Source organism: Gottfriedia acidiceleris (assembly GCF_002128425.1).
GTDB lineage: Bacteria > Bacillota > Bacilli > Bacillales > Bacillaceae_G > Gottfriedia > Gottfriedia acidiceleris.
The window spans coordinates 252,110-277,143 of sequence record NZ_NESS01000006.1 but is presented as its reverse complement, the minus strand read 5'-3'; the positions used below and the strand labels follow the sequence as shown (position 1 = coordinate 277,143).

Here is a 25,034-nt window from a genome sequence, read left to right as displayed (position 1 = left end):
TTAATAGATAAAAAAATATATGATTGCTAGTACATATTTAAGGAGAAGTTTTATGAAAAAGATCTTAATTACAGGCGGTGCTGGTTTTATTGGTTCAAATCTTGTAAAAACGTATGTAGAAAAAGGTTACCAAGTTGTAGTTGTAGATGATCTTTCAAGTGGAAACATAGCTACTCTTCCACCAAATGTTACTATTTACGAAGAAAGTATTTGTAATTCTAAATTTATTGATATCGTACTAAAAGAAAAACCGGATATCATCAATCATCACGCGGCACAAATCGATGTTCAATTTTCAATCTTAAACCCATTAGAAGACGCAAAAATTAATATTTTAGGTACTATCAATTTATTAGAAGCTGTACGCAAACTAAAAGAACAAAAAGAAGTAAATCTTGTCTATGCTTCATCAGCAGCTGTTTATGGTAATCCGGTCTATTTAGGAGTCGATGAGAACCATCAAAAACAACCTATTTCTTATTATGGCATTTCAAAATTAACACCTGAATATTACATAAATGTATATCATCAACTATATGACATCCCTTTTACTATTTTAAGATATGCGAATGTATATGGTATTGGTCAAGATCCAAAAGGTGAAGGCGGAGTTATTAGTATTCTTATGGATAAAATCTTATCAAATTCTATTTTTACGGTTTTCGGAGACGGCGAGCAAACTAGAGATTATATTTATGTAGAAGATATCGCTTCGGCAAACTTCCTTGCAGGAGAAAAGCCAGCAAATGATGTATGCAATGTTGGTACAAACATAAAAACATCTTTAAATACATTATTAGAGGTTACTGAACAAATTCTTAACCGAAAAATTGAAGTTCAATACGAAGATGAACGTAGTGGCGATATTCGTGACAGCTATTTAACAAATGAAAAAATACACTCATTATTAAATTGGAAACCAGCCTACACTTTGTATGAAGGACTAGAAAAAACATTGAACTATTATATTCAACAATCTAAAAAGGATGTTGACTGATTAAGTACTATAAACCACATCGAAAACAAAAACGACTAACTCTAACAAAAGGTTTAGTCGTTTTTATTTATGTAATGATTAAAGCTGGGTTCATCCTTTTAGGTACCCTTATTAAGTTTTTGGCTCTGTTAAATTTAAATGTTGATTTTTGGACAAAAGAAGGTTGTCTAATTAGACAACCTTTAAGAACTCTTATAGAACTCGCATCCGTTAGTTTAAGTACAGTTTTTCACTATCAGCTCTTTAGTATTTACCAAATAACTTGTATTTTTAGAAGGGCTTATTTTTTCTTACCATATTTTGCTTTCAGTTCCTTTTCTAATTCTTTTGATATTATGCCTATGCAAAATTATCACTAATACACTAATAAATAATGTAAGGACTATAATGGCTTTATCCTCAAATATAAGGCTATATATAAAAATTGCTATTCCAGCTAACATTGAACTTAGTGAAACATACTTTGAAAGTGTCAAAGTTAATATAAATACAACAAAACCTGTCAAAGTACCTAAAGGTGTCAAAAATAATAAAACTCCTGCTGCTGTCGCAACAGCTTTCCCGCCTTTAAACCCTGCAAAAACAGGAAATACGTGTCCCAATATTGCTAATAAACCACAGAAAATGGGGTTAACCGTAGAATTAAATATGTGGGGAAGTAAACAAGCAAATGTACCTTTTAATAAATCTGCAATTGCAACAATTAGTCCTGTTTTCTTTCCAAGAACTCTAAAAACATTGGTTGCACCAAGGTTCCCACTGCCATAACCTCGAATATCGGTTTTATATAATAGTTTACCGACAACTAAAGCAAATGAGATTGAACCAATCAAATAACATAGAAATAGAATTGAAATATCGAACATAATATACCTTTCTTACTTAAATTATTAATATTGATATTCTATTTAATAACCCTTTTTCCTTCTTCCACTCTACTGCTATTTAGTTCAATAAGAAAATCAACAATCTACTTTAACAGAGCCAAGTTTTTAAATCGAAAAAAGACTACCCTTGAATTTCAAAGATAGTCTTTCCTTGCTAATGATTACTTTATTTTATGATTAAAATGTTTAATAATCACTTCAACAATTCTTCTAGAAGCTTCGCCGTCTCCGTATGGGTTAGATGCTTTAGACATTTTTCTATGTGCTTCTTCATCAGACAACAGTTCATCGGCTAACGTATAAATGACTTCTTCGTCAGTTCCAGCAAGCTTTAATGTACCAGCGTCAATTCCTTCAGGACGTTCTGTCGTGTCACGTAAAACTAGAACTGGTACGCCTAAAGAAGGTGCCTCTTCTTGTACACCACCAGAATCAGTTAAGATTAAATGAGATCTCGCAGCAAAGTTATGGAAATCAATTACATCTAATGGTTCGATTAAATGAATTCGATTGTCATTTCCTAATACTTCATTTGCAATTTCGCGCACAACAGGATTCATGTGCACAGGGTACACAACTTGAATATCATGATGTTTTTCGACTAAGCGCTTAATCGCTTTAAACATATTTCTCATCGGTTCCCCTAAATTTTCACGACGGTGCGCGGTCATTAAGACTAATCTGTCATTCCCAATCTGATCTAGAACAGGATGAGCATACTCTTCTTTTACTGTTGTTTTTAGGGCATCGATTGCAGTATTACCAGTTATATAAATCGAATCTTCCCTCTTATTTTCAGCTAATAAATTTTGGGCAGCTTTTGTAGTAGGTGCAAAATGTAAATCAGTCATGACACCCGTTAATTGTCGGTTCATTTCTTCTGGGTATGGTGAATACTTGTCCCAAGTACGTAAACCAGCTTCAACATGTCCAATTGCAATTTGATTATAAAAAGCTGCAAGACTAGCAATAAAAGTAGTAGTCGTATCACCATGAACTAATACAATGTCCGGCTTTACTTCTTGCATTATCTTATTTAAACCTTCCAAACCTCGTGTTGTTACATCAATTAAAGTTTGGCGATCCTTCATTATATTTAAATCATAATCAGGCGTGATTTCAAAAATTTCGAGAACTTGATCCAGCATTTGACGATGCTGAGCTGTAACCGTCACAATTGATTCGATCTGATCCGGATATTTAGCTAACTCAAGCACTAAAGGCGCCATCTTAATCGCTTCTGGTCTTGTTCCAAAAATTGTCATTACTTTAACAGTCAAAATTCTTTCCCCTTTCAAAAACAAACTGGCTTATTGAATATGTATCTATCTATTGTATCTTAACTGAAGAAATAAAAACATTTTTTACCATAAAAAAATATCGTTTTAATTCCTAATAAGTTCTTTAACTAGTAATTTTCCTATTCTATTTCATCATGATAAAGTCTATACACTTAGTTTCCCACATTTAAAATCATTCATACTCGATGGAATCATAATAGAAGAAAAAAGCGCAGATTCTTCTATTTAAGAATTCACTGCGCCAAAAATTAATTAATGAACTAATTTTACTTGTAACTCATCAATTAGACTCAAAATCTCTGAACACATTTTATCCATACAGTAATTTTCCTTCACAAACTCAACTAGTTCTTGCCTAGATCCTTTTCTACGATCCGCAATATACTGTGCTGCTTGATCGATTGATTCAAAAATGTACTCATCAGGGAATATCGTTCGAGCTCCTTCACGATTTAATACTATTGGCACTGCGCAAGAAGCCATCCCTTCAACTGGTGCTAAGTGAAAACTTTCATAATCGCTAACTGATAAAACAAAACCAATCGACTCAAGCCATTCCGCTGAATCTCCCCACTCTTCAAACTGAACATGATTACGATAGTGGGATTTTTCAATCTTTCGAAATAAACTTGTATAATAATCCTGCTCTTGTTGATTATTCCATACCCATGGAAACTCTTTCGGGTGCTTTCCTTTTATCGAAAGAGTATATCGGCTGTCTCTTTCGTATAATTTTTCAAATATCTCAAGCGCGCGATCTAACCGTTTTAACTTCGGCACGTAACCAAGTAACCCAATTCGAAAATCTGCATCATATTGCTTAGGCAAATGGAATTTATCTACATCAACACCATTTTGAATGACAATCATCTTTTCTCTAGGAATCCTTGCAACGCGGTGGAATTCCTCATATATATAAGAAGAAATCGCAATAATCTTATCAATTTTCGTAAAATCAAATCGTTCTGGAAAAGGAGTATTCATTTCAAAACGGTGCATTCGAACAATTAATATTTGATGATCTTTTTTATGCTCCTGATACCAAATAACATTTCCAAGTCCCCACTCGCAAAAAAGAACATCAGCCCAATTAACGATTTCTAAGCTTTTTCCAACTTGATGAATTGTATGGCCTTCCCATAAATCAATTTTTATTTCAATATCACTTCTAGATTCAAACCTTTTAATCGCATCGTTTATAAATTTTAAATCATGCCCTATAATCGCCAGTTTCATAAAAACAGCTCCTTATACTAAAATTCTCTCAATTTTGTCTCGGCTAATGGCTTGTTCATAGGCATCTCGATAAAAATTAAACTCATCAATTTCAAAAAATTGAACCCCAGCTTTTGAGAAGTGTCCAATTGTTGATTTTTGATCTAAAAGCTTTATAAATTCACTTGGATGAATAAATCTAGTCGCCTTTTTACAAATCAAAGCCCCGTCAATATGGCAATCATTTACGTAGTTATAGCTATTTCCAGCGCCCTTGGCAATAATCGTATCATTCGTATACTTAGTAGCTAACATCAAGTCTCTTAAATAATTGTCTCCATAATAATGGTCTAGATTGATAGGAGCAATATAATTCGAATCAACGAGATCATTCAAGCTAAAGTAATGATGGCAATAATCAATTAGATAGGTTTTTACTTCCCCATGATTGTTTTGATTAAAAATGTCTAAATAGCCATCAAACAAGTCAAGTAAAATCACTAGCTTTTTTTGTTTGATTCCTTGTTTATTGTAAATCGCCATTAACTTTTCATAGTCGGCTTTACTTCGAACAATACCTACTAATGTAGCAGTTTCATCATATTTTTCGTATGGCAGATTAATAATATTGAATAAATCTTCCACTCGATTCGTATAAGTATGTTCCTCTAATACTTTGCGCAATGTGAGTAAACGATTTTTTTTATAAAAGGTGTCATCAGTATAGTAATTAGCAAGTCGGTCCTTCATCAGTTTTTCATCGTCTGTAGCTGTTACAATCTCTCCAAACATTTTATGAATTCCCTCTGAATGGGAACTAATAATTGGGGTATTACTTGCCAGTAACTCAAATACTCTCCGGGCAAACATTGTCGGAGATTTCGTAATACTATTTACATTTAGTGCTACTTTATATCCTTTATATGCAAGATCGATTTCATTTTGTTTTAAGTTTCCAATAATAAATGGTTTATACTCATCTGGAAATTGATTAGGACTTGTTGGATTATGATAGTTTCGATCATATATATCTAGTCCATATTCCTTCGAAGCATTTACTAGTTTCTCCATCGCACTCGTACGCTCAGGAAACTTTTTACCATAATAAGCTCCAGCAAAAACGATCTTCTCTTTACGTGTAATATATTCAATTGGATTGTGAATTTTCGGTTGAGCTGCAAAAGGTAAGCAGTAAACATTTTCACAGCCTTCATCCACGTAGTTCTGAACTGATTCAAAATCAGTCGTGAATACATAATCAAAATGTTTAGCTGTTTCAATAAAAGCTTGGTAATGAAACGGATCTTCTTTATTCCAAAAGACGGTCGGGATATTGTGTTCTTTACACCAATAAACTAATTTTAATAGTTTCGTATGATTTCTGTGATTTTTCGTACCGATTTTATCCTTCCAAGCTCCATCGTTTCCAAGCCATGCAGACTCACAAAAGAATAAATCAATTCGATGCTTTTTAAATTCAGTCAACCAATTCTCTGGAGTGATTTTTACAAGTTGAAACTCATAATCGAAGCATCGTGTCGTAAATTCGTCTGCAATAAACCCAACACGAAAGTCCTTAATTTCTTTCTTTTGTTTCTTCAAGTGACGATTGTCTATTGTACTCTTTTTATATGAACCCATTAATTTAGCATGGAATAAATGGAGTGTGGCTGCACCTGTCATGTAAATCGAAAAAGATGCAGATTGAATCTCATTTCGATTAAATTGAGATAGATCAACTAACTCATCCATATGAAAATTGATTGTGCTAGCGTTATTCTCATGATCTATCAATCGTAATTCGCAAACTACCTCACACTTACCGCTGACAAAGCCTGTGATTCCAAATTTAGTATATAACTGACTTCTTCCCTCATTAAAAAGGAGATCCATTAATTTTTGTTCATCTTTATAATCAATGACCGCAGTCTGCTTTATTAGTTTGTTATTAAATAGCGTCTTCTTTTCTTTTTGAAACTTTTGAATGCCTTTTGAAACTGTAAAATCATCAGCTGAAAATGGAAGTAACTCATGGTTTTGAAAATAAAAGGGTTCATCCACATTCATTAATTCTTGTAGCATCATCTTTGTGTCATATTTTTCATTACGTAATTTAGTAATTTGTTTTTCGATTAATTCTTTTAACATGAATGACCCCTCATTTTCTTTTTAAATACTTCAATATCTTCCAATACTTCCTTGCTAATTTTCCAAATTTTGAGTTCCTAAACGTTTCATAATTTAATTGTAGCTTTTGATATTCTTCTTGCAGTTTTTCATATTCATACGAACCAAATGACTGCTTTACTTCGTTTACAAGAACATAATCATCGAGCCCCATCATAAATTCCTCATGCTCCACGATTAAATCTAACTGACGAAATAATTGCTCTTCCATTCTTTTTTCCATTTCCATCACTTTATTTGAGAGGAATTCATTTTCTTTCATTAATAATTCATTTTTCCGTAGAATATTAGCATCGAAATCCTCAGTCGAAACTTCTATTAAACTTGGTTTAAAATTTACAGTTGTTGAATCAACATGACTACTATTCAATAATTCACTATTCTTCATTTCAAACCTCCAGAACATAAGATAAACACTGTTTCCATGTAAGACGTGTTTATTAAAAAAGGTAAAATTTTATTAATTTAAGATTAACGATTTTTTGTGAATCTAAATAAGTATCCATGTTAAAAAAATGTAAAAAAATAACTGCCTTTGCAAATTTTGCGATGGCAGTCTTTAATATTAATTAATATTTTTTACATCAATTTCTTGCTTATTATTTATTTCCATATTGCTTTTCAAAATAATGTTTATACTCACCAGAAACAATTCTTTCCCACCATTCTTTATTTTCCATATACCACTGAATCGTTTGAGCTATTCCAGTATCGAAATGATAAATAGGCTTCCATCCTAGTTTTTCTAATTTACTAGGGTCAATCGCATATCGTTTATCATGACCTAAACGATCTTTAACGAATTCAATTAAGTCTTCAGATTTACCAAGTGTTGAAATGATTGTTTTAACGACTTCTAAATTTGTACGCTCGTTATGTCCACCTATATTGTAAATTTCACCATTTTCTCCTTTATGCAAAACTAAATCGATTGCAGAGCAATGGTCAAGAACATGTAACCAATCACGAATATTTGCGCCATTACCATAAACGGGAACTTTTTGATCATTTAAAACTCTAGAAATCGTTAATGGAATTAATTTCTCTGGGAAGTGATATGGTCCGTAATTATTCGAACAACGTGTGATATTCATAGGAAATCCAAACGTTTCATGATATGCACGAACTAATAAGTCAGATGAGGCCTTACTTGCTGAGTACGGGCTATTTGGTTGTAATGGAGTTTCTTCTGTGAAGAATGTAGTAGGATCAAAATCTAATTCACCGTACACTTCATCAGTTGATACGTGAACAAATTTCTTAAGATTAATCGCTTTTGAAGCATCTAATAAAACTTGAGTTCCTAATACATTTGTTTTAACGAATATTTCTGGTTCTGCAATTGAGCGATCCACATGACTTTCAGCTGCAAAATGCACGACATAGTCGAATTGTTCTTTCTTAAATAATTTTACAATCTCTTCACGATTTGAAATATCAACTTTTACAAAATGATAATTCTCATTCTTTTCAATAGTTCGATGCTTTGTTAAATCACCCGCATATGTTAAAACGTCCAGATTGTAAATTGTATATGAAGGATATTTATTTAACATATATTGAACAAAGTTGCCACCGATAAATCCGGCACCACCTGTAATCGCTACTTTCATTTTATTACTGTACCTCGTCTCTTGAATGAATTGAACTTGATTTTAATTGAACTAAATATCTGGCTAATGCGTCTTGCCATGAAGGTAAAGCATGAAAGCCACTTTCTACTAGCTTTTGCTTTAATAATCTCGAATTTTTTGGTCGAGCTGCTCGAGTAGGATAGCCTTCGGATGAAATCGATTTTACTAAAATTATACGGTCGGTTTGTTTGAATATTTCTTTTGCAAAATCAGCCCAACTAGTAAAACCTTCATTCGTTGCGTGATAGATTCCATATTTATCGGATTTCATTAAATCTACTATTAAATTAGCTAGATCAACTGTATAAGTTGGGGAACCAATTTGATCTCCTACTATAGTTAATTCATTTCTAGTTTCAGATAATCTTAACATCGTTTTAATAAAGTTATTCCCATTAACGCCAAATACCCACGAAACACGAATGATAAAATAGTTTTCGATTAACGATTGAACAACTTTTTCACCTTCGTACTTTGTTAAGCCATAATAACCGATTGGGTCCGGTTGATCATCTTCATTAAACGGACTTTCACCTTTCCCATTAAATACATAGTCCGTACTAATATAAATGAATTTTGAATGATGCTTTTTCGCAGCTTCGACTAAATATCTCGTTCCTTCGACATTTACATTCCAGCAATTCTCTTTATCATCTTCAGCCTTATCTACCGCTGTATAGGCAGCACAGTGAATCATTACATCTGGTTTAAATGAATCTAAAATAGAAGAAACTGATTCCCTTTCAGTAATATCCAGTTCTTTTCGTCCGATTCCTTTTACAACTAAACCATGTTGTTCACAAGCCCGAACGACATCATAGCCTAACTGCCCACCGTAACCAGTTACTAAAATCTTCATTCGATTACTCCTTATAAATGAAATTATTTTCAGCATCCTTTAATAATGGTGCGATTTTGTCTTTTGCAGATAATAATGGAGAAATATTGATTGGCCATTCCACCTGAATAACTGGGTCGTTCCAAATAAGACCTCGATCACATTCAGGTGAATATAGCTCATCAACTTTATATTGGACTTCCACATCATCTGTTAAAGTCATAAAACCGTGAGCAAATCCTTTTGGTATGAATAATTGTTTTTTATTTTCAGCACTTAACTCGATTCCGAACCATTTACCGTATGTCGGGCTCCCTTTGCGAATATCGACAGCCACATCAAAAATAGAACCCTTTGTACAACGAACTAATTTCGTTTGTGCTTTTGGAGACAACTGATAATGTAATCCACGTAACGTTCCCTTAAATGCAGAAAATGATTGATTATCTTGAACAAAGTGTAAATCCATTCCAAATTCTTTCATTTTAGAATCATTATATGTTTCCATAAACCAACCTCGTTGATCTCCATAAACAGTCGGTTCAATCACTACAATACCTTTTATAAAAGTTTCTGTCACTTTCATTGATAATGACCCCTCAATATTTAATCTCTCCATCCGCAACTTTTCGTAAATAGTTTCCATAACTTGTTTTACTAAGCGCTTCGCTTAAATGTAATAATTGTTCTTTATCGATCCAACCGTTTATATAAGCAACTTCTTCAGGAGCAGAGATTTTAATCCCTTGATGCTCTTCAATTGTTTTTACAAAATTCGTTGCCGAAACTAAGCTTTCATGCGTTCCAGTATCTAACCACGTATAGCCGCGACCTAGTAACTCCACTTCTAATTCACCTAAGTTTAAATAAGCTTCATTTACAGAAGTAATCTCCAATTCTCCACGATTGGAAGGTTTTACGCTTTTAGCAATTTCAATGACACGATTATCGTAAAAATACAATCCAGTTACTGCATAATTTGATTTCGGAGCCGTGGGCTTTTCTTCAATACTCAAAACTTTTCCAGACTCATCAAACTCTACAACACCAAATCGCTCAGGATCCTGTACATGATAACCGAATACTGTTGCCCCTTTTTCTTTCATCGCTGCCTTCTTCAAAATACTACGCAACCCGCTGCCGTAATAAATATTGTCACCTAGTATCATCGCAACAGAGTCGTTTTCGATAAACTCTTCACCAATAATAAAAGCCTGAGCCAACCCATCTGGACTAGGCTGTACTTTATATTTCAATGAAAGCCCAAACTGAGAACCATCGCCTAATAACGCCTCAAAACGAGGCAGATCCTCTGGAGTTGATATAATTAAAATCTCTCTAATACCAGCTAGCATTAAAGTAGATAATGGATAATAAATCATTGGTTTATCGTATACAGGTAATAGTTGTTTACTAGTCACCATCGTTAATGGATACAGACGAGTACCGCTGCCGCCTGCAAGTATAATCCCTTTTATTGTTAAGACCTCCTAAACATTTAGGAATATATATATTATTATGATGGTAGTTAAGGGGTTGTGTAGGTTAAATTCTTAGGGGATATGTGAGTTAGAGAATAAAGAGTGGGTTTTTTGGTGACTTTTATCAAAAAAAAATAAACACCGTTAAAAAAACTTTTTAACAGTGTTTAAATAAATTTTACTAAATATTATTTTGTTTCTACAGGTAACTCTAAATTCTGACGAAGATCTTTTGAGATAGCGTTTTGTTCTTCTTGCGGAACTAAATAATAGTAGATACCATCAATTTTCTTACCTTCACCAGTCACTTGAGACTTACTAATACTTTTCGAAGCCGCACGATAATTTTTTTGAATTGCGATCATATCGTCTAACTTGAAATTCGTCACAATATTCTTTTGAATCGCTTGTAAAACGGATTGATAGTTAGTTAAAGAAGAAATTGAAGCTCCTTTTTGGATTACCGCTTCAATAATTTGTCTTTGTCGATCCTCACGACCAAAGTCACCTCGTGGGTCTAATTTACGCATACGAGAATACTTTAGGGCATCCTCACCATTCAAATGAAGTGGTCCCTTCTCAAAATGTACGCCACCATAAGTAAAGTCTAAGTTATTAACCACATCAACTCCACCTACTGCTTCTACAATATCTTTAAACCCTTCCATATTTACTTCAAGATAATAGTCAATTGGAATATTTAAGAAGTTCTCAACTGTATCAACTGACATTTGGATTCCACCAAATGCATAAGCATGGTTAATTTTATCTACTTTACCTTTTCCAACAATTTCAGTTCTTGTATCACGTGGAATACTAACCATTTTAGTTGTATTAGTATTCGGATTAACCGTTAACACAATGATCGTATCCGAACGCCCCTTATCACCAGGACGATGATCAACACCTAATAATAAAATTGAAAAAGGCTCTTTCTTTTCAACACTTACTTCTTCTTTTCGTTTCTCTGTTTTCTTAATTCCTTTATAAATGGCATCCGTCGTCTTATTTACATTATGGTAAATTGAATACGCATACCCACCTATTCCTAAACCGATAACAACTATTACACTGACTACAATTAATAGTACTTTTTTTGCCGTGGACATTTTTTTAGTTGAGTTTTTTTCTGATCTAGACAAGAGTTTTCTCCTTTTATGACCTTAATTTTCAATTAAAATAACTAAAATTATTTTATCTCGCTTCGTTTTTATCTGCTAATTTTACCATTTTTGGTAAAATATAGATAGAACCCTCGAACAGAGGAATTTGTTCATTCTAAATTCTTTTCCATTTTTAATACTCTAATTTGATAAAAGCAAACTGGAAACTTTCACATCTTCTAATTTTATAAAAATAGTTTGTTACTACAATAAAAATTGGTAATAATAAAATAAGAACAAAAGAAGTAAAAAATAAATCCATCTTTTTTCAACAGTTTCCATCATTTAGAGCTTAAAATGATTGGTTCGAATCTCGTTGCTTTTTTTCTAATCATCGATCCTTATTTAATATTTACTGTTAATAAGTCCTGTAAATATTTTAATAAATCATCTCTTAAATCATCATACTTTAAAGCAAACTCAATCGTGGTTTTAATAAATCCTAATTTTTCACCAACATCATGACGTTTTCCTTCAAAGTCATATGCAAAAACACGTTGAATTGAATTTAATTTTTGAATAGCATCGGTTAACTGAATTTCTCCACCTGCGCCAATTGTTTGTTCTTCTAAGAACATAAAGATTTCAGGTGTAAAGACATAACGACCCATAATCGCTAAATTCGAAGGAGCTGTACCAGGTGCTGGCTTTTCAACAAAGTTTTTTACTTCATATCTTCTACCTTCCTGCATGCTAGGATCTACAATTCCATATCGATGAGTTTCTTCTTCTGGAACAGTTTGTACCCCAATAACAGATGAATAAGTATTGTTATATTGGTCAATTAACTGCTTTAATCCTGGTGTCTCAGCTTCGACAATATCATCACCAAGTAATACGGCAAATGGTTCGTTACCAATAAAATTACGTGCACACCAAACAGCATGACCTAATCCTTTTGGTTCTTTTTGACGAATGTAATGAATGTCAATATTAGATGGAGCTTTAACTTGTTTTAATATCTCATATTTTTCTTTTTCTAATAAATTTTGTTCTAGCTCAAATGAATAATCAAAGTGATCTTCAATTGCACGTTTTCCTTTACCTGTTACGATAATGATGTCTTCAATTCCTGATTCAATGGCTTCTTCTACTATATATTGAATTGTTGGCTTGTCTACAATTGGTAACATTTCCTTTGGCATTGCTTTTGTTGCAGGTAAAAAACGTGTTCCTAACCCCGCAGCTGGTATAATTGCTTTTCTTACTTTTTTCATTAAAAGTCCCCCTGTTTTTTTCTACATTAAAATTTCTTGCATATTCAATTAACTCTATTTAAACAAATAAAATCTAGGATATCTACTCTGACGTCTATCTTCTAATCAGACAATTGTATTCTTTGAACAAATATTAATTCAATCTCCTAAATCTCTCAGTAACATCTCACCTTTATAATTTTATTGGAATAACATCGTTTTATCAATAGACCTAATTATAACAATTTCTTAACATATCGTTAAGTAGTTTTAAAAATATTTAGTTTAACACTTCTATAAATATAGAAGGTTTATCTGCACTATAATGATTAAATACCTTTTCAAACCTATTCATATTACAATCATTATGTAAAATTGTAACATATGTTATTATATAAATATAATTTTTTCACGATTAAGGTTTAACAAAATAAATTAACTGTTTTTTATCAGAGGGAGTGTTGTTAACGATGAGGAAAAAAAATACCCGGATAATTGACCTCTTTTTTAAGAGTCTATTATCCGGGTAACATTTCATAGCGTTAAAAATATGGCTCTTATTATTAATATTATTCTGCAGGTAATTCTAAATGCTGACGAAGATCTTTTGAAATATTATTTCTGTCTTCTTCAGATACAAGTAAATAATATATTTTATCAATCAGCTTACCTTGACCTGTAATCTGAGTTTCTGTAATATTCTTCGCAGCCGCACGATAATCTTTTTGAACTGAAATCATATCGTTTAAACCAATATTCGTCACAACATTTTTTTGAATCGCTTGTAATACGGGTTGATAGTTTGTTAAAGAAGAGATCGTTGCTCCCTTTTTAACAACCGCTTCAATAACTTGTCTTTGTCGAAGCTGACGTCCAAAGTCACCTCGTTTGTCTAACTTACGCATACGCGAATACTTTAATGCATCAACGCCATTCAAATGAAGTGGCCCTTTCGTAAAATGAACACCTTCATAAGTAAAGTCTAAGTCATTATTTACATCGACTCCACCTACTGCTTCAACGATATCTTTAAAGCCTTCCATGTTTACTTCAAGATAATAGTCAATTGGAATATTTAAGAAGTTTTCAACCGTGTCAACTGCCATTTGAATCCCACCAAATGCATAAGCATGGTTAATTTTATCTTGCTTACCTTTTCCGACGATTTCAGTTCTTGTATCACGTGGAATACTCACCATCTTTGTCGTGTTCGTATTCGGATTAACTGTTAACACAATCATTGTATCCGAACGACCTTTATCACCAGGACGGTGGTCAACACCTAGTAATAAAATTGAAAAAGGTTCTTTCTTTTCAACACTTACTTCTTCTTTACGTTTTTCAGTTTTCTTTATGTCTTTATAGATTGCATCTGATGTCTTATTTAAATTATGGTAGATTGAATAAGCATATCCGCCTATTCCTAAGCCGATGACAACTAATAAACTAAGTACGATTAATAGTACTTTTTTTGCTGTGGACATTTTTTTAGTTGCTTGTTTTTGTGATCTGGACAAGATTTTTCTCCTTTAATTATGAACTTAATCTAAAAACAAAATTACCTAATTTCTATCTTACTTGATTTGATAGTCGCTTGCCTAATTTTTTTGCTAATTTTTCGAAAAGTAAAAAATATAACCCCTCGCATTAAAGAAGGCCATGTTAACTTCAGTTCATAATAAATTGTTTCTTATATCCATTTGGATTCTTTTGATGCCAGTTCCAGGCAGTTTCAATTATTTGCTCTAAAGAATACTTCGTTTCCCAACCTAATTCTTCATAGATCTTATTAGATGAAGCTATTAGTTGAGCAGGGTCACCTTCACGACGGTCAGTAAAAATCACATTTGCATTTTTATCTGTAATTCGTTCACATGTTTCAATAATCTCTTTTACAGAAAATCCTTTACCATTCCCTAAATTATACGTCTTATTTAGGTCTCCATTTTCTAGTAAACTTTCTAGAGCTAAAATATGAGCTGATGCCAAGTCAGTAATATGGATATAATCACGGATACATGTACCATCTGGAGTTCGGTAATCAGTTCCAAATACACTAATTGACTCACGTTGACCAAGTAAATGCTGTAGTACAAGTGGAATTAAATGTGTTTCAGGAGTATGATCCTCTCCAATTAATCCTGTTGCATGAGCTCCCGCTGCATTAAAGTAACGTAATACAACATAACCTAGCCCATATGCTTTATGGAAGTCAGCTAGTATTTTTTCAATCATTAATTTTGATTGGCCGTATGGATTGATTGGATTTGTAACTGTTTCTTCAGTAATAACATCTACCTCAGGAATTCCGTATGTTGCTGCAGTAGAAGAGAATATAAATTTCTTCACGTTAAACTTCATCATATTTTCTAATAATGTTAATGTCGCACCAACATTGTTTTGGTAATATTTTAAAGGATTCGTTACTGATTCACCTACTAGACTATAAGCTGCAAAATGCATCACGGCATCAATTTTATAAGTTGAAAATACCGTCTCTAAAACGTTTGCGTCACCTAAATCACCTTCAACAAAAATTGCACGTTCATCTACTGCATCTCGGTGACCAGTTGTTAGATTATCTAATACAACTACTTCATAGTTTTGATCAGCTAGTTCTTTAACTGTATGACTGCCTATGTATCCGGCTCCACCAACTACTAAAATCATGAAAATCTCCTCCTTTAGCTTCTTCTATTTATATTGAAAATCAGTCTTTCCCTAACAAAAAATTGTTCTTTAATCTAAGTCAAAAAATAAAAAAGCACAGGATCCAAGGATTCACTGTGCTTTAATTTCTTTATTATTCAAAACGACTTAATACATCTTTCTTAATTGCTTCTAATTTTTCACAGCTATTAGTTAAAGAATTACCTTTAACTCCAAAATAGAATTTAATTTTTGGTTCAGTACCAGATGGACGTAATGCGCACCATGATTCATCTGATAAAATGTATTTTAAAACATTTGATTTTGGTAGATTGATCTCGTTTGTTATATCATCTTTAAATATCGTTTTAGTACTTTCCTTATAATCTTCAATAACTGCAACTTCAAGACCAGCAAACTCTTTAGGTGGGTTCATACGAAACTCATTCATCATTTGTTGAATTTGCTCAGCTCCATCTTTCCCCTTAAGTGTCATTGATACTAAATCTTCTTGAAAGTAGCCGTACTTTTCAAAGATTTCTAGTAATCCATCATATAATGTTTTACCTTGAGACTTATAATATGCTGCTACTTCACAAGCTAACAATACGGATTGAACAGCATCTTTATCGCGTACAAAATCTCGGATTAAGTAGCCATAGCTTTCTTCATAGCCAAATTGGAATTTGTATTCATCAGATTGTTCATATTCTTTAATTTTCTCACCAATAAACTTAAATCCTGTAAGTGTGTCGATTGTATCAATTCCATAACTTTGTGCTATTACTCGTCCAATTTCAGACGTAACGATTGTTTTTAAAACAACTCCATTTTCAGGTAATGTACCAAGTGCTTTCTTTTGTGACAATAAGTACTCAAGCATTAATGCACCAGTTTGGTTACCTGTTAGAATCGTAAACTCTCCTTCAGAGTTACGCACAGCAACACCTAAACGGTCTGCATCTGGATCAGTTGTAATTAATACGTCTGCATTTACTTGCTCACCATACTTAATACTTAATTCGAATGCTGCGTGTTCTTCTGGATTCGGAGACTTAACAGTTGTAAAATTCGGATCTGGAAGCTCCTGTTCTTTGACTACAGTTACATTCTCGTAACCTAGCATTCTTAATCCATTACGAACAGGAATGTTTGATGTCCCGTGTAACGGAGAGAAGACAATATTTAATTCCTTCGCGTGCTTTTCAACGATTTCAGAATTTACAACAACTGTCTTTAACTCTTCTAAATAAGCAGTATCTACTTTTTCGCCAATCATTTCTAGTAAGCCATTAGAAAGTAAATCTTCCTTTGAAGTTACTTCAACTGTTAATTCATCTTCAACTTGATCTACGAATTTCGTTAATGCATCTGCTTCTGCAGGTGGCAATTGTCCTCCATCAGGACCATATACTTTATATCCGTTGTACTCTGGTGGGTTATGACTTGCTGTTAGAACGATTCCACTAAATGCACCTAAATAACGAACAGCAAACGACAATACTGGAGTTGGTCTTAAGCTTTCGAATACATATGTTTTAATTCCATGATCTCCGAGAGTTGTTGCAGCCTCCATTGCAAATTCAGGTGATTTGTGACGTGAATCGTAAGCAATTACTACTCCTTGGCTTTTTGCTTCTTCACCTTGGTTTTCTATGAAACGTGCTAGTCCTTCTGATGCTTTTCTTACTGTGTAAATGTTAAGTCTGTTTGTTCCTGCGCCTAGTTCTCCTCGCATGCCACCTGTTCCGAACTCAAGGTTTTTGTAAAAGCTGTCTTCTATTAGTTTTTCATTTGATTTCATTTGTTCTAGTTGAGTTTTTAATTCAGTATCTAATGTTGGATGGTTGTACCATCTATTAAATTGATCTATATGGTTCATATATTATTACCTCTTATTATCAAAAAATATAAAATTGACTGTAAATTAGAAGCAGCCAATTACTTAAAGACCTTAAATTTCTCCTTATTACACATGAGATGTAATTAAAACCATTTGACCATCAACAGTAAATTCCTTTACATAACATGGAATTAAGAAGTGGTCACCTTTTTTTAAAGAACATGTATCCTCATTAATAGTAATAGAGCCTTCACCTTCAACTACACTAACTAAAATGAAAGGATTATTATTTGAGAGAGTAGTAGTTTCTGTAACTTCCCATCTTTCAACAGAGAAGAATTCATTGTTTACAAATTCTGTAATTAAGGTACCTTCTTGTTCAAACTCATTTTCTAGGGAGTTAGCATCTACATGAGGAAAAGTAATGACGTCCATTGACTTTTCTATATGTAACTCTCTTAAATTATCATTATCATCTCGTCGATCATAATCATACAGACGATATGTTGTGTCTGAATTTTGTTGAGTTTCTAGGATTAATGTTCCTTTACAAATTGCGTGTACTGTTCCGCTTGGTATATAGAAAAAATCTCCCGGCTTTATCTTAATTCGACGAAGAACTTCATCCCATCTGTTCTCTTTAATTGCGGAAAGAAACTCAGCTTTTGATTGAGCATTGTGGCCAAGTATTAATTCAGCATTTTCTTCGCAATCAAGAACATACCAGCACTCAGTTTTTCCTAACTCACCGTTCTCATTGATTTGAGCATATGTATCATTAGGATGAACTTGTACTGATAAATCTTCCTTTGCGTCTAATATTTTTGTTAATAGTGGGAATTTCTCACAATGTAAATTTCCAAATAAATGTCTTTGTTGGTTCCAAAGTTCACTTAAAGATAATCCACTAAATTCACCATTAACTACGATACTTGGACCATTTTCATGCGCTGAAATTGCCCAGCATTCACCTGTTTTATCGTTAGGAATATCGTAACCGAAGATATCTTTTAGTTGAGTTCCACCCCAAATACGTTCTTGAAATACAGGATTAAAAAAGAAAAGATCCTGTTTTTTTAGTAATAAGTCCATTTACATAATCCTTCCTCATTTATTCTAAAACAATAGCCATCTAGAATTTCTAGATGGCTTTAGGATTCATTACTTAATATTCAATATTTCACAAAATTTATTTACAATAAGATCTACTTCATTATTACTTTTAATTGATTCTCGAATAGGTAAATCTTTGAATTTATATAATTCTTCTAAAGTGATTATTTGAGCCAAATTATGATTTGTTAAATAAGAAATTGTATTGCGATCTTCATTTAAGGACTGTCTGTCAATGACATATAATGACTTTCCTAGATTTACAGCCTCACTAACTGTACCCCAGCCTGCTTTCGTAATAACAATGTCACTTGCTGCGATATAGTTTTGTGATTCTGTATAGTTGAAAGGAATTTTAAAAATATTTTCTCCTTCAACTTGGACATTTGAGGAAACAATATAGACGTTTTCATTATTAGACCAAACTGGTAAACCCATTAATGGTACATCTATCTTCATACCTATGCCAACAAAAACAACCTTTTTGTTACCTTGTGGATTTACAAAATTCCTTATACGATTTACTTCTTCTTGTTTTATCGTTCTACTAAAGAATGAAAAATCCAACTGGTCAATTCTGCCCAATTTCTCTTGATTTGTAGCAAGCGCAAAATAAAAATCCATTTTCTCATAGGAATTTCTTAATCTTCCTAACTGGTTTTCATCTACTAAATCTTTGTAAGCAGAATACCAAGTAAAGTTTGAGATACCTATTGTCGGGATTCCTAGTCGAGATCCTACCTCTATACCTATCGGTGATATATCTGTTAAAATGCCAACAATAACTTTATCTTTAAAATATTCCAACTCATTTTCAACTATATCTTCCCAATTTTCATAGAAAGCTTGAAGTTGTTTTAGTAGTCTAATAGGGTCTGGTTCAAGTGAGTCTTTTTTTAGCACATATCCGATATCGGTCTGAACTTCATGAAAAACAACACGTTCACCATAGTCAGCTAAAGATTCTTTTAAAAATTCTATAGCGAACGAATTACAAATAATTACTCTAACATCTGATGTTCTATTTAAAAAATTACGGATAACGGCAATACTTCTCGAAGCGTGACCGTACCCGTAGTCTGAAATATAATAGCTAATTGTTTTCATATTCAACTTTTACCCTAAATTTAATGTTTCTATTTATTAGGCCATCCAATAAATTTTATCTTTTAAAGTTCGTATAGGATTCCCACCAATAATAGAGTTTTCATTATTATAATTAGCAGTTACTACACTATTTGCTGCAACAACATTGCCATCCCCTATTATAGTACCTTTTAAAATTGTACATCTACATCCTATCCAAACTTTATTTCCAATTATGATTTCTTTATCATTATTTATTATTTCATCTTTATGGTTCTTAATAATATGAAAATCTGTATCCATTATTAATGTCTCCCATGACATTAATACATCATGGCCAATACTAATTTGTTTAAAGCAAACAATTGAACTTTCAGCAGAAATTCTAAAATTATTACCAATCTCTAATAATCCAGCAACCGATATTTTTGAACCATGCCCTATCGATGCTCTACCTTTAAAAATTATTACTCCACTATTTTCCCAGATCGTTCTTGACCTCTGCTTATCAAATATTCCAACATCTCCAAAACCTATTCTTATGTCAAACAAAGTTGGATTCGAATTTTCGATAATTACTTTACCTTTAGTCTTTAATAAACGAACATTATGAGATATCAAAACTGGCATCTTAATTGCTGTACGAAATTTAAAATACCTAAAATTAAAATAAATTGTTTTCGGTATAGCTCTTGTCAATAAATATATTTCCGAAAATTTCAAAATAATTCTCCAATCTATATTAATATATTAAATTTAATAAAGTTAATATATTTAATACTAATTATTTTCTTAGCGTACTATAGCACTCACGTTCGATTTCTAACCACTCTAAATACTTACGTTCAATGTCGCCTTCAACAACTGGGTAACCCGTTTGAACTTCAATAAATTCTAAATCAGTAATGGCTTTTAATGAGTGGAAATATCCAACTGGTATAGTTAATACATCACCCTCGCGAACAACATTTATTTGTCCATTAATAACATATATTCCTTCACCTTTTACAATCGTCCAAACTTTTTCACAGTGCTGATGACGATGATAACTTAAATTTTTTCCGGGTTTCACATTAATTCGTTTGGTTACATTATGTGTTCCATTATCATATACCATTTGGTCAAGTACACGATATGAACCCCAACGACGTTCTTCAAACATAGGACGCTGATCTAGATTTTCAACAACTTCTTTGATCTTCTGACTTGCCATTTTTTCAGAAACTAATATGCCATCAGGACCAACCGAAACAATAGCATCTTGAATCCCCATTACTGTTACAGGAATATGCAATTCATTAATGACATGAGTATTTTCACAATTACCCCATTTAAAAACTTGTCCTAGTGTATCAGAACCCATTTCCTCAGTTAACGTATTCCAAGTTCCTAGGTCTTTCCAATAGCCCTCGTAACCAATCGCAACAATTTTATCTGTTTTTTCAACAACTTCATAGTCGAAGCTAATTTTTGGTAGTTTACTATAATTTGATGATAATTCGCTATAAACAAGTGGTAGATCTTTTTCTTCAAGAATTTTTAACATTGATCCTAAACGAAATGCGAATACGCCACTATTCCATATTGCGCCATCATTAATTAATTCTTCTGCTTCTAATTCAGAAGGCTTTTCTTTAAAATGACTTACTTGGATAACCCCATCATTTACCGTTGACGGAACTATATATCCATATTTTGATGAAGGATAAGTTGGGTTAATTCCCATTAATGCCAAATCTGCATCAGAATTTTTCAAAATATTTTCTAAATCTAAAACACGTTTAAAAAATGCTTTATCAACGTATGGATCAACTGGTAACACTGCAACAATTTCATTTTCATCTACAAGTTCTTCTGAAAATAAAAAAGAAGAAGCTAGTGCAATTGCTGGGAATGTATCACGCCGTTCCGGTTCAACAATTGTTTTCACTTCTTCACCTATTTGACTTTTAATCATTTCTGTTTGTGTTTTACTTGTCGCGATTACAGTATTTCCAGCTACTCCTAAGCTCGCTAATTGACTCCAGACTCTTTGAACCATTGATTCTAACTCATTCTGTTCATTCAACAATACTTTTAAAAATTGTTTTGATCGTGAGTCATTTGATAGTGGCCAAAGTCGTTTTCCTGACCCACCTGATAAAAGGACTAAACGCATAGTGTCTCACCTCTGATTAATTGTATTAATTTAACTATTTGAAATTATTTATATATTCTTTATAATAATCTTTTCCTAAATTTACAATTTATCTGGCCAACCAGATAAATATTACATATGTTGATTTCTATTCTAGAAATCCTTATTTATTAAGTATAAGAAAAACCACTAGATTCTACTCTAGCGGTTAGTTATAAATCATTATTGAAAAATTTTCTAATACAATTTTACATTTTTATTGAAAAAACCACTTAGTTGGCCAATACCTTTTATTAAATAACTTAAAGAATAAAATACTCCAGTTTTTCCTTTAAATATTAATACTGGAAAAAAAACAATTCCAGTTAATATATGAACTATTGCCTTAACTATTCTAAGAAATATATCTTTTTTACTATAAGCTAACTCTTTTTCAATTTTTATATATGAAATCGAATTAACATAAACTCTTTTTAGCATATATTTCATATTTTGTCTTTCTTTGTGAAGGTTTTCGTAAACTTTTGCTTCTGAACAAAATACTATTTTATGGCCGTCTATTACCATTTTTTTAAAAAACATAGTATCCTCTCCACCCGATAGATTGTACCTAGGATCAAATTTATATTTGTGCTTTCTTAATATTGAAGTAGAAATTAGAGTATTGTTCGTTGCACAATGATGTAATTCCGTTCCAGTTGATGATAATTTTTCATCAAAAAATTTAGTATTTTTAATCCATTTACTGGTATTATCATTATATATAGTAATTGCTGGTCCTTTTACTACACTTGAGTTAAACTTCTGAACAGTTGTTATCATATTATATAGCCAATCACTACTTGCAACTTCATCATCATCAATAAATATTATATAATCGTAATTGTTATCTAAAGCTACATCAATACATCTATTTCGAGCATACGAAATTCCTCTTTGACTCTCGACTTGATATATAATATTAATATTTGTGTCGATATTTTTTAAAATATTTCCAATGTCTGATTTACCGTAATTATCCACAATAATTATATCAAAGCTAATATTAATATTAGTCGTCTGATTAATGAGTGAATCAATTAGTTTTAAGAGTAATGTATCCCTTTTATAAGTACATATACAAATCCCTACTTTTTTCATAATCAACTTCCCTTAATAATCCTAAATTTAAGAAATCTCTTTGTAAACCCTCCAATAATATAATAATATCTACTAATTATTACAGAAATTGTTCTCAATACACCAAAATGTCTCTTATAGAATTTCCAGTTAATGATTATATTATTGTTAGATCTAATACTAAATAGGACATCTTTTAAATCTTTAAAGTTTGCTATCTTTGCACTTAACCCAGTTGTTTCTACATTATTATAAACTTTACTAAATGGCACACTTAATATTTTATATCGTAATTTTCTTGCCCGATACATAAAATCAGCATCACCATAGTATTGTGGAAAACTAATATCATCAAATAAGCCTATATTTTCAAATATATTTTTAGGAATCAGTACTCCCATTCCTCCACACCATTCTATCTCTCTACATTGGTTAACGTCTTCATACTTTTTGTATAATTTTAACCCTTGTTTCAAAGAAAAGAATCCTCCTGCATCTATTAACTCATTATTTTTCGAATCATAAACAGCTGACGAAATAATTGAATTAGGGTAATTATTACTTACATTCATCAATATTTCCAAAATATCATTTTCAATAAAATTATCATTGTTCAGTAGTAAAACATAGTCACTTCCGTTTTCTAAGGCATATTTTATGCCTTTATTAACCCCTCCAGACCACCAAAGATTTCCATCTCCATATAATAATTTTACTTTAGGATAATTCTTAAGTATTATTTCTGAACTATTGTCCGTAGAACCATCATCTACAACAATTACTTCATAATTAATATACTTTATATGGCTTAATGAATTTAGACATATTAAGGTATTCTCGATACCATTATAAATCGGTATCACAATACTTACTTTATACAATTTATAACTTCCTTTCTATTTTTGAAAATTTTTCAACTCATAACTAACCTGTATCGATAGAGGTATGGCGGTTATTAAAAGACAAATTAGTGTAGCGAGCTTGACCCCTCCCATACCAAAATCACATACTTTTATCATATAGATTGATAAAGGGATATTTAAAATTGCAGCAACTATACAAAGCTTCAATTGTAAATCTAATTTTCCCATCCCATTTAGTATATTTACATTTATTGCATTCCAAGCTAACACAACACCACTGATAATAAAAATACTAGTAGTAAAGAAATCGTACCTTACATCACTTCTACCCAACCAAACTCTAGTAATATCATTTAAAAAAAATCCAACAAATAAGCACCCCATAGAATATGGTATAAGCATAAGCAATAATTTTTTTCTTGCTTTTATTATCCAACTAATATTTTTAGTTGTCATTGCATGAGTAACAGCTGACCATAAAGTAATTAACATAATTGAAAATAAATCATTTCCTGAATTAAAAACTTTACTAATTATAGAAAAATCAGCTACAGCACTACTATTAATAAAATTATTAATTATAAAATTATCTGTAGAAAACATTATTAATACGTAAATCTGTAAGAGAAAGAATTTTATGCCGATATTCATAATATTTTTAACCTTACTTTTGTTAAAATAACTTATTTTAGGCACTAATTCATTTCTTTTATTAATAATAGAAATAGTTAGAATTATATTCGAAATACATAAAGCCAAAAAACTAACTATAGAGTATAAGATCAAATTCTCTTCACTAAATTTAGAAATTAGAATTGTACCCAAAACAGATAATATTGCTGATATAAACTGAGTAATTGTCACTTGGCCACTTCGATGTATGCTATAAGCTATATTTCTACATGTACCTAAAATAAAGTTTAAGCAAAAGCCTCCTAGAGTAATGAAAATGGGTGTTAATAAGCCTTGAGAGATTTTATTCATTGAAAATAATACACATAGAATAATAGAAGCAATTATAAAAATAATTAACATTATTATAGTAATTCCGATATATGCTGTAGATACTAATTGCTTTGCCTCTTTTTTGTTTTGTTTTGCTAATGCTTCGCCTAGACGATTTCTTAAACCATTTCCTATTCCTAAATCTGTTAAATTAATCCAACCAATAATTGAGATAATTGTTGCCCATAAACCATATAAATTTTTACCTAGATAATCAATTGTAATCCTTACACTTATAAAGCCTAAAAGTAAAATTAGTAATCTAAAAGTGTAATTAATAAGATTATTTTTTCCTATATTATAATTCATTTCAAAAATAC

General features: G+C 31.8%; 22 protein-coding genes. 1 reads left to right on the top strand and 21 read right to left on the bottom strand.

Annotated features, from left to right (window positions below; all coding sequences use genetic code 11):
* The first annotated feature begins 52 nt into the window (after positions 1 to 52).
* Positions 53 to 997 (top strand): GDP-mannose 4,6-dehydratase, encoded by a 945-nt coding sequence (locus B6K90_RS13735; protein WP_088013339.1) that lies wholly within the window; start codon positions 53 to 55, stop codon positions 995 to 997.
* 290 nt (positions 998 to 1,287) lie between these two features.
* On the opposite strand, the gene plsY is transcribed toward B6K90_RS13735, so the two are convergent.
* The 21 genes from plsY to B6K90_RS13630 form a co-directional block, all read right to left on the bottom strand.
* Entirely contained in the window at positions 1,288 to 1,863 is a 576-nt protein-coding gene (plsY, locus tag B6K90_RS13730) for a glycerol-3-phosphate 1-O-acyltransferase PlsY (protein ID WP_088013338.1), read from the bottom strand.
* Between the two features lie 182 nt (positions 1,864 to 2,045).
* Complete coding sequence (gene wecB, locus B6K90_RS13725) at positions 2,046 to 3,149, bottom strand: non-hydrolyzing UDP-N-acetylglucosamine 2-epimerase (protein ID WP_407920523.1); 1,104 nt, start codon at positions 3,147 to 3,149, stop codon at positions 2,046 to 2,048.
* A gap of 288 nt (positions 3,150 to 3,437) precedes the next feature.
* Positions 3,438 to 4,421, bottom strand: a complete 984-nt coding sequence (locus tag B6K90_RS13720) for a glycosyltransferase family 4 protein (RefSeq protein ID WP_088013336.1) — start codon at positions 4,419 to 4,421, stop codon at positions 3,438 to 3,440.
* A 12-nt stretch (positions 4,422 to 4,433) separates the two neighbouring features.
* Positions 4,434 to 6,548, bottom strand: coding sequence for a CgeB family protein (locus B6K90_RS13715; protein WP_088013334.1), 2,115 nt, complete (start codon positions 6,546 to 6,548; stop codon positions 4,434 to 4,436).
* Between the two features lie 10 nt (positions 6,549 to 6,558).
* The gene (locus B6K90_RS13710) at positions 6,559 to 6,975 is read right to left on the bottom strand and encodes a hypothetical protein (RefSeq protein ID WP_088013333.1); all 417 of its coding nucleotides are present in this window, start codon (positions 6,973 to 6,975) and stop codon (positions 6,559 to 6,561) included.
* A gap of 211 nt (positions 6,976 to 7,186) precedes the next feature.
* A complete protein-coding gene (rfbB, locus tag B6K90_RS13705; RefSeq protein ID WP_088013332.1) occupies positions 7,187 to 8,200 on the bottom strand; it encodes a dTDP-glucose 4,6-dehydratase in 1,014 nt (337 codons plus the stop codon).
* A gap of 4 nt (positions 8,201 to 8,204) precedes the next feature.
* Positions 8,205 to 9,080, bottom strand: coding sequence for a dTDP-4-dehydrorhamnose reductase (gene rfbD, locus B6K90_RS13700; protein WP_088013331.1), 876 nt, complete (start codon positions 9,078 to 9,080; stop codon positions 8,205 to 8,207).
* 4 nt (positions 9,081 to 9,084) lie between these two features.
* A complete protein-coding gene (gene rfbC, locus B6K90_RS13695; protein WP_088013330.1) occupies positions 9,085 to 9,645 on the bottom strand; it encodes a dTDP-4-dehydrorhamnose 3,5-epimerase in 561 nt (186 codons plus the stop codon).
* Between the two features lie 13 nt (positions 9,646 to 9,658).
* Positions 9,659 to 10,537, bottom strand: a complete 879-nt coding sequence (gene rfbA / locus B6K90_RS13690) for a glucose-1-phosphate thymidylyltransferase RfbA (RefSeq protein WP_088013329.1) — start codon at positions 10,535 to 10,537, stop codon at positions 9,659 to 9,661.
* A 191-nt stretch (positions 10,538 to 10,728) separates the two neighbouring features.
* Positions 10,729 to 11,649 carry a polyisoprenyl-teichoic acid--peptidoglycan teichoic acid transferase TagU gene (gene tagU, locus B6K90_RS13685; RefSeq protein ID WP_088013402.1) on the bottom strand — a complete coding sequence of 307 codons (921 nt, stop codon included), beginning with the start codon at positions 11,647 to 11,649 and terminating at the stop codon, positions 10,729 to 10,731.
* A gap of 395 nt (positions 11,650 to 12,044) precedes the next feature.
* A complete protein-coding gene (gene galU, locus B6K90_RS13680; RefSeq protein ID WP_088013327.1) occupies positions 12,045 to 12,920 on the bottom strand; it encodes a UTP--glucose-1-phosphate uridylyltransferase GalU in 876 nt (291 codons plus the stop codon).
* A 548-nt stretch (positions 12,921 to 13,468) separates the two neighbouring features.
* A complete protein-coding gene (gene tagU / locus B6K90_RS13675; protein ID WP_328588115.1) occupies positions 13,469 to 14,416 on the bottom strand; it encodes a polyisoprenyl-teichoic acid--peptidoglycan teichoic acid transferase TagU in 948 nt (315 codons plus the stop codon).
* 151 nt (positions 14,417 to 14,567) lie between these two features.
* Entirely contained in the window at positions 14,568 to 15,569 is a 1,002-nt protein-coding gene (galE, locus tag B6K90_RS13670) for a UDP-glucose 4-epimerase GalE (protein WP_088013326.1), read from the bottom strand.
* 133 nt (positions 15,570 to 15,702) lie between these two features.
* Complete coding sequence (locus B6K90_RS13665) at positions 15,703 to 17,430, bottom strand: phospho-sugar mutase (RefSeq protein WP_088013325.1); 1,728 nt, start codon at positions 17,428 to 17,430, stop codon at positions 15,703 to 15,705.
* A gap of 87 nt (positions 17,431 to 17,517) precedes the next feature.
* Positions 17,518 to 18,483 carry a mannose-6-phosphate isomerase, class I gene (gene manA, locus B6K90_RS13660; RefSeq protein ID WP_088013324.1) on the bottom strand — a complete coding sequence of 322 codons (966 nt, stop codon included), beginning with the start codon at positions 18,481 to 18,483 and terminating at the stop codon, positions 17,518 to 17,520.
* Positions 18,484 to 18,552: 69 nt separating this feature from the next.
* Positions 18,553 to 19,611, bottom strand: a complete 1,059-nt coding sequence (locus B6K90_RS13655; RefSeq protein WP_088013323.1) for a glycosyltransferase — start codon at positions 19,609 to 19,611, stop codon at positions 18,553 to 18,555.
* Positions 19,612 to 19,647: 36 nt separating this feature from the next.
* Positions 19,648 to 20,313 carry an acyltransferase gene (locus B6K90_RS13650; RefSeq protein WP_212667546.1) on the bottom strand — a complete coding sequence of 222 codons (666 nt, stop codon included), beginning with the start codon at positions 20,311 to 20,313 and terminating at the stop codon, positions 19,648 to 19,650.
* Between the two features lie 61 nt (positions 20,314 to 20,374).
* A complete protein-coding gene (locus tag B6K90_RS13645; protein ID WP_088013321.1) occupies positions 20,375 to 21,748 on the bottom strand; it encodes a sugar phosphate nucleotidyltransferase in 1,374 nt (457 codons plus the stop codon).
* A 216-nt stretch (positions 21,749 to 21,964) separates the two neighbouring features.
* On the bottom strand, positions 21,965 to 22,867 hold the full coding sequence (locus B6K90_RS13640) for a glycosyltransferase family 2 protein (protein WP_088013320.1): 903 nt from the start codon (positions 22,865 to 22,867) through the stop codon (positions 21,965 to 21,967).
* 2 nt (positions 22,868 to 22,869) lie between these two features.
* Entirely contained in the window at positions 22,870 to 23,727 is an 858-nt protein-coding gene (locus B6K90_RS13635) for a glycosyltransferase family 2 protein (protein WP_088013319.1), read from the bottom strand.
* 15 nt (positions 23,728 to 23,742) lie between these two features.
* Complete coding sequence (locus B6K90_RS13630; RefSeq protein WP_167555365.1) at positions 23,743 to 25,023, bottom strand: oligosaccharide flippase family protein; 1,281 nt, start codon at positions 25,021 to 25,023, stop codon at positions 23,743 to 23,745.
* Between the last annotated feature and the right edge of the window lie 11 nt (positions 25,024 to 25,034).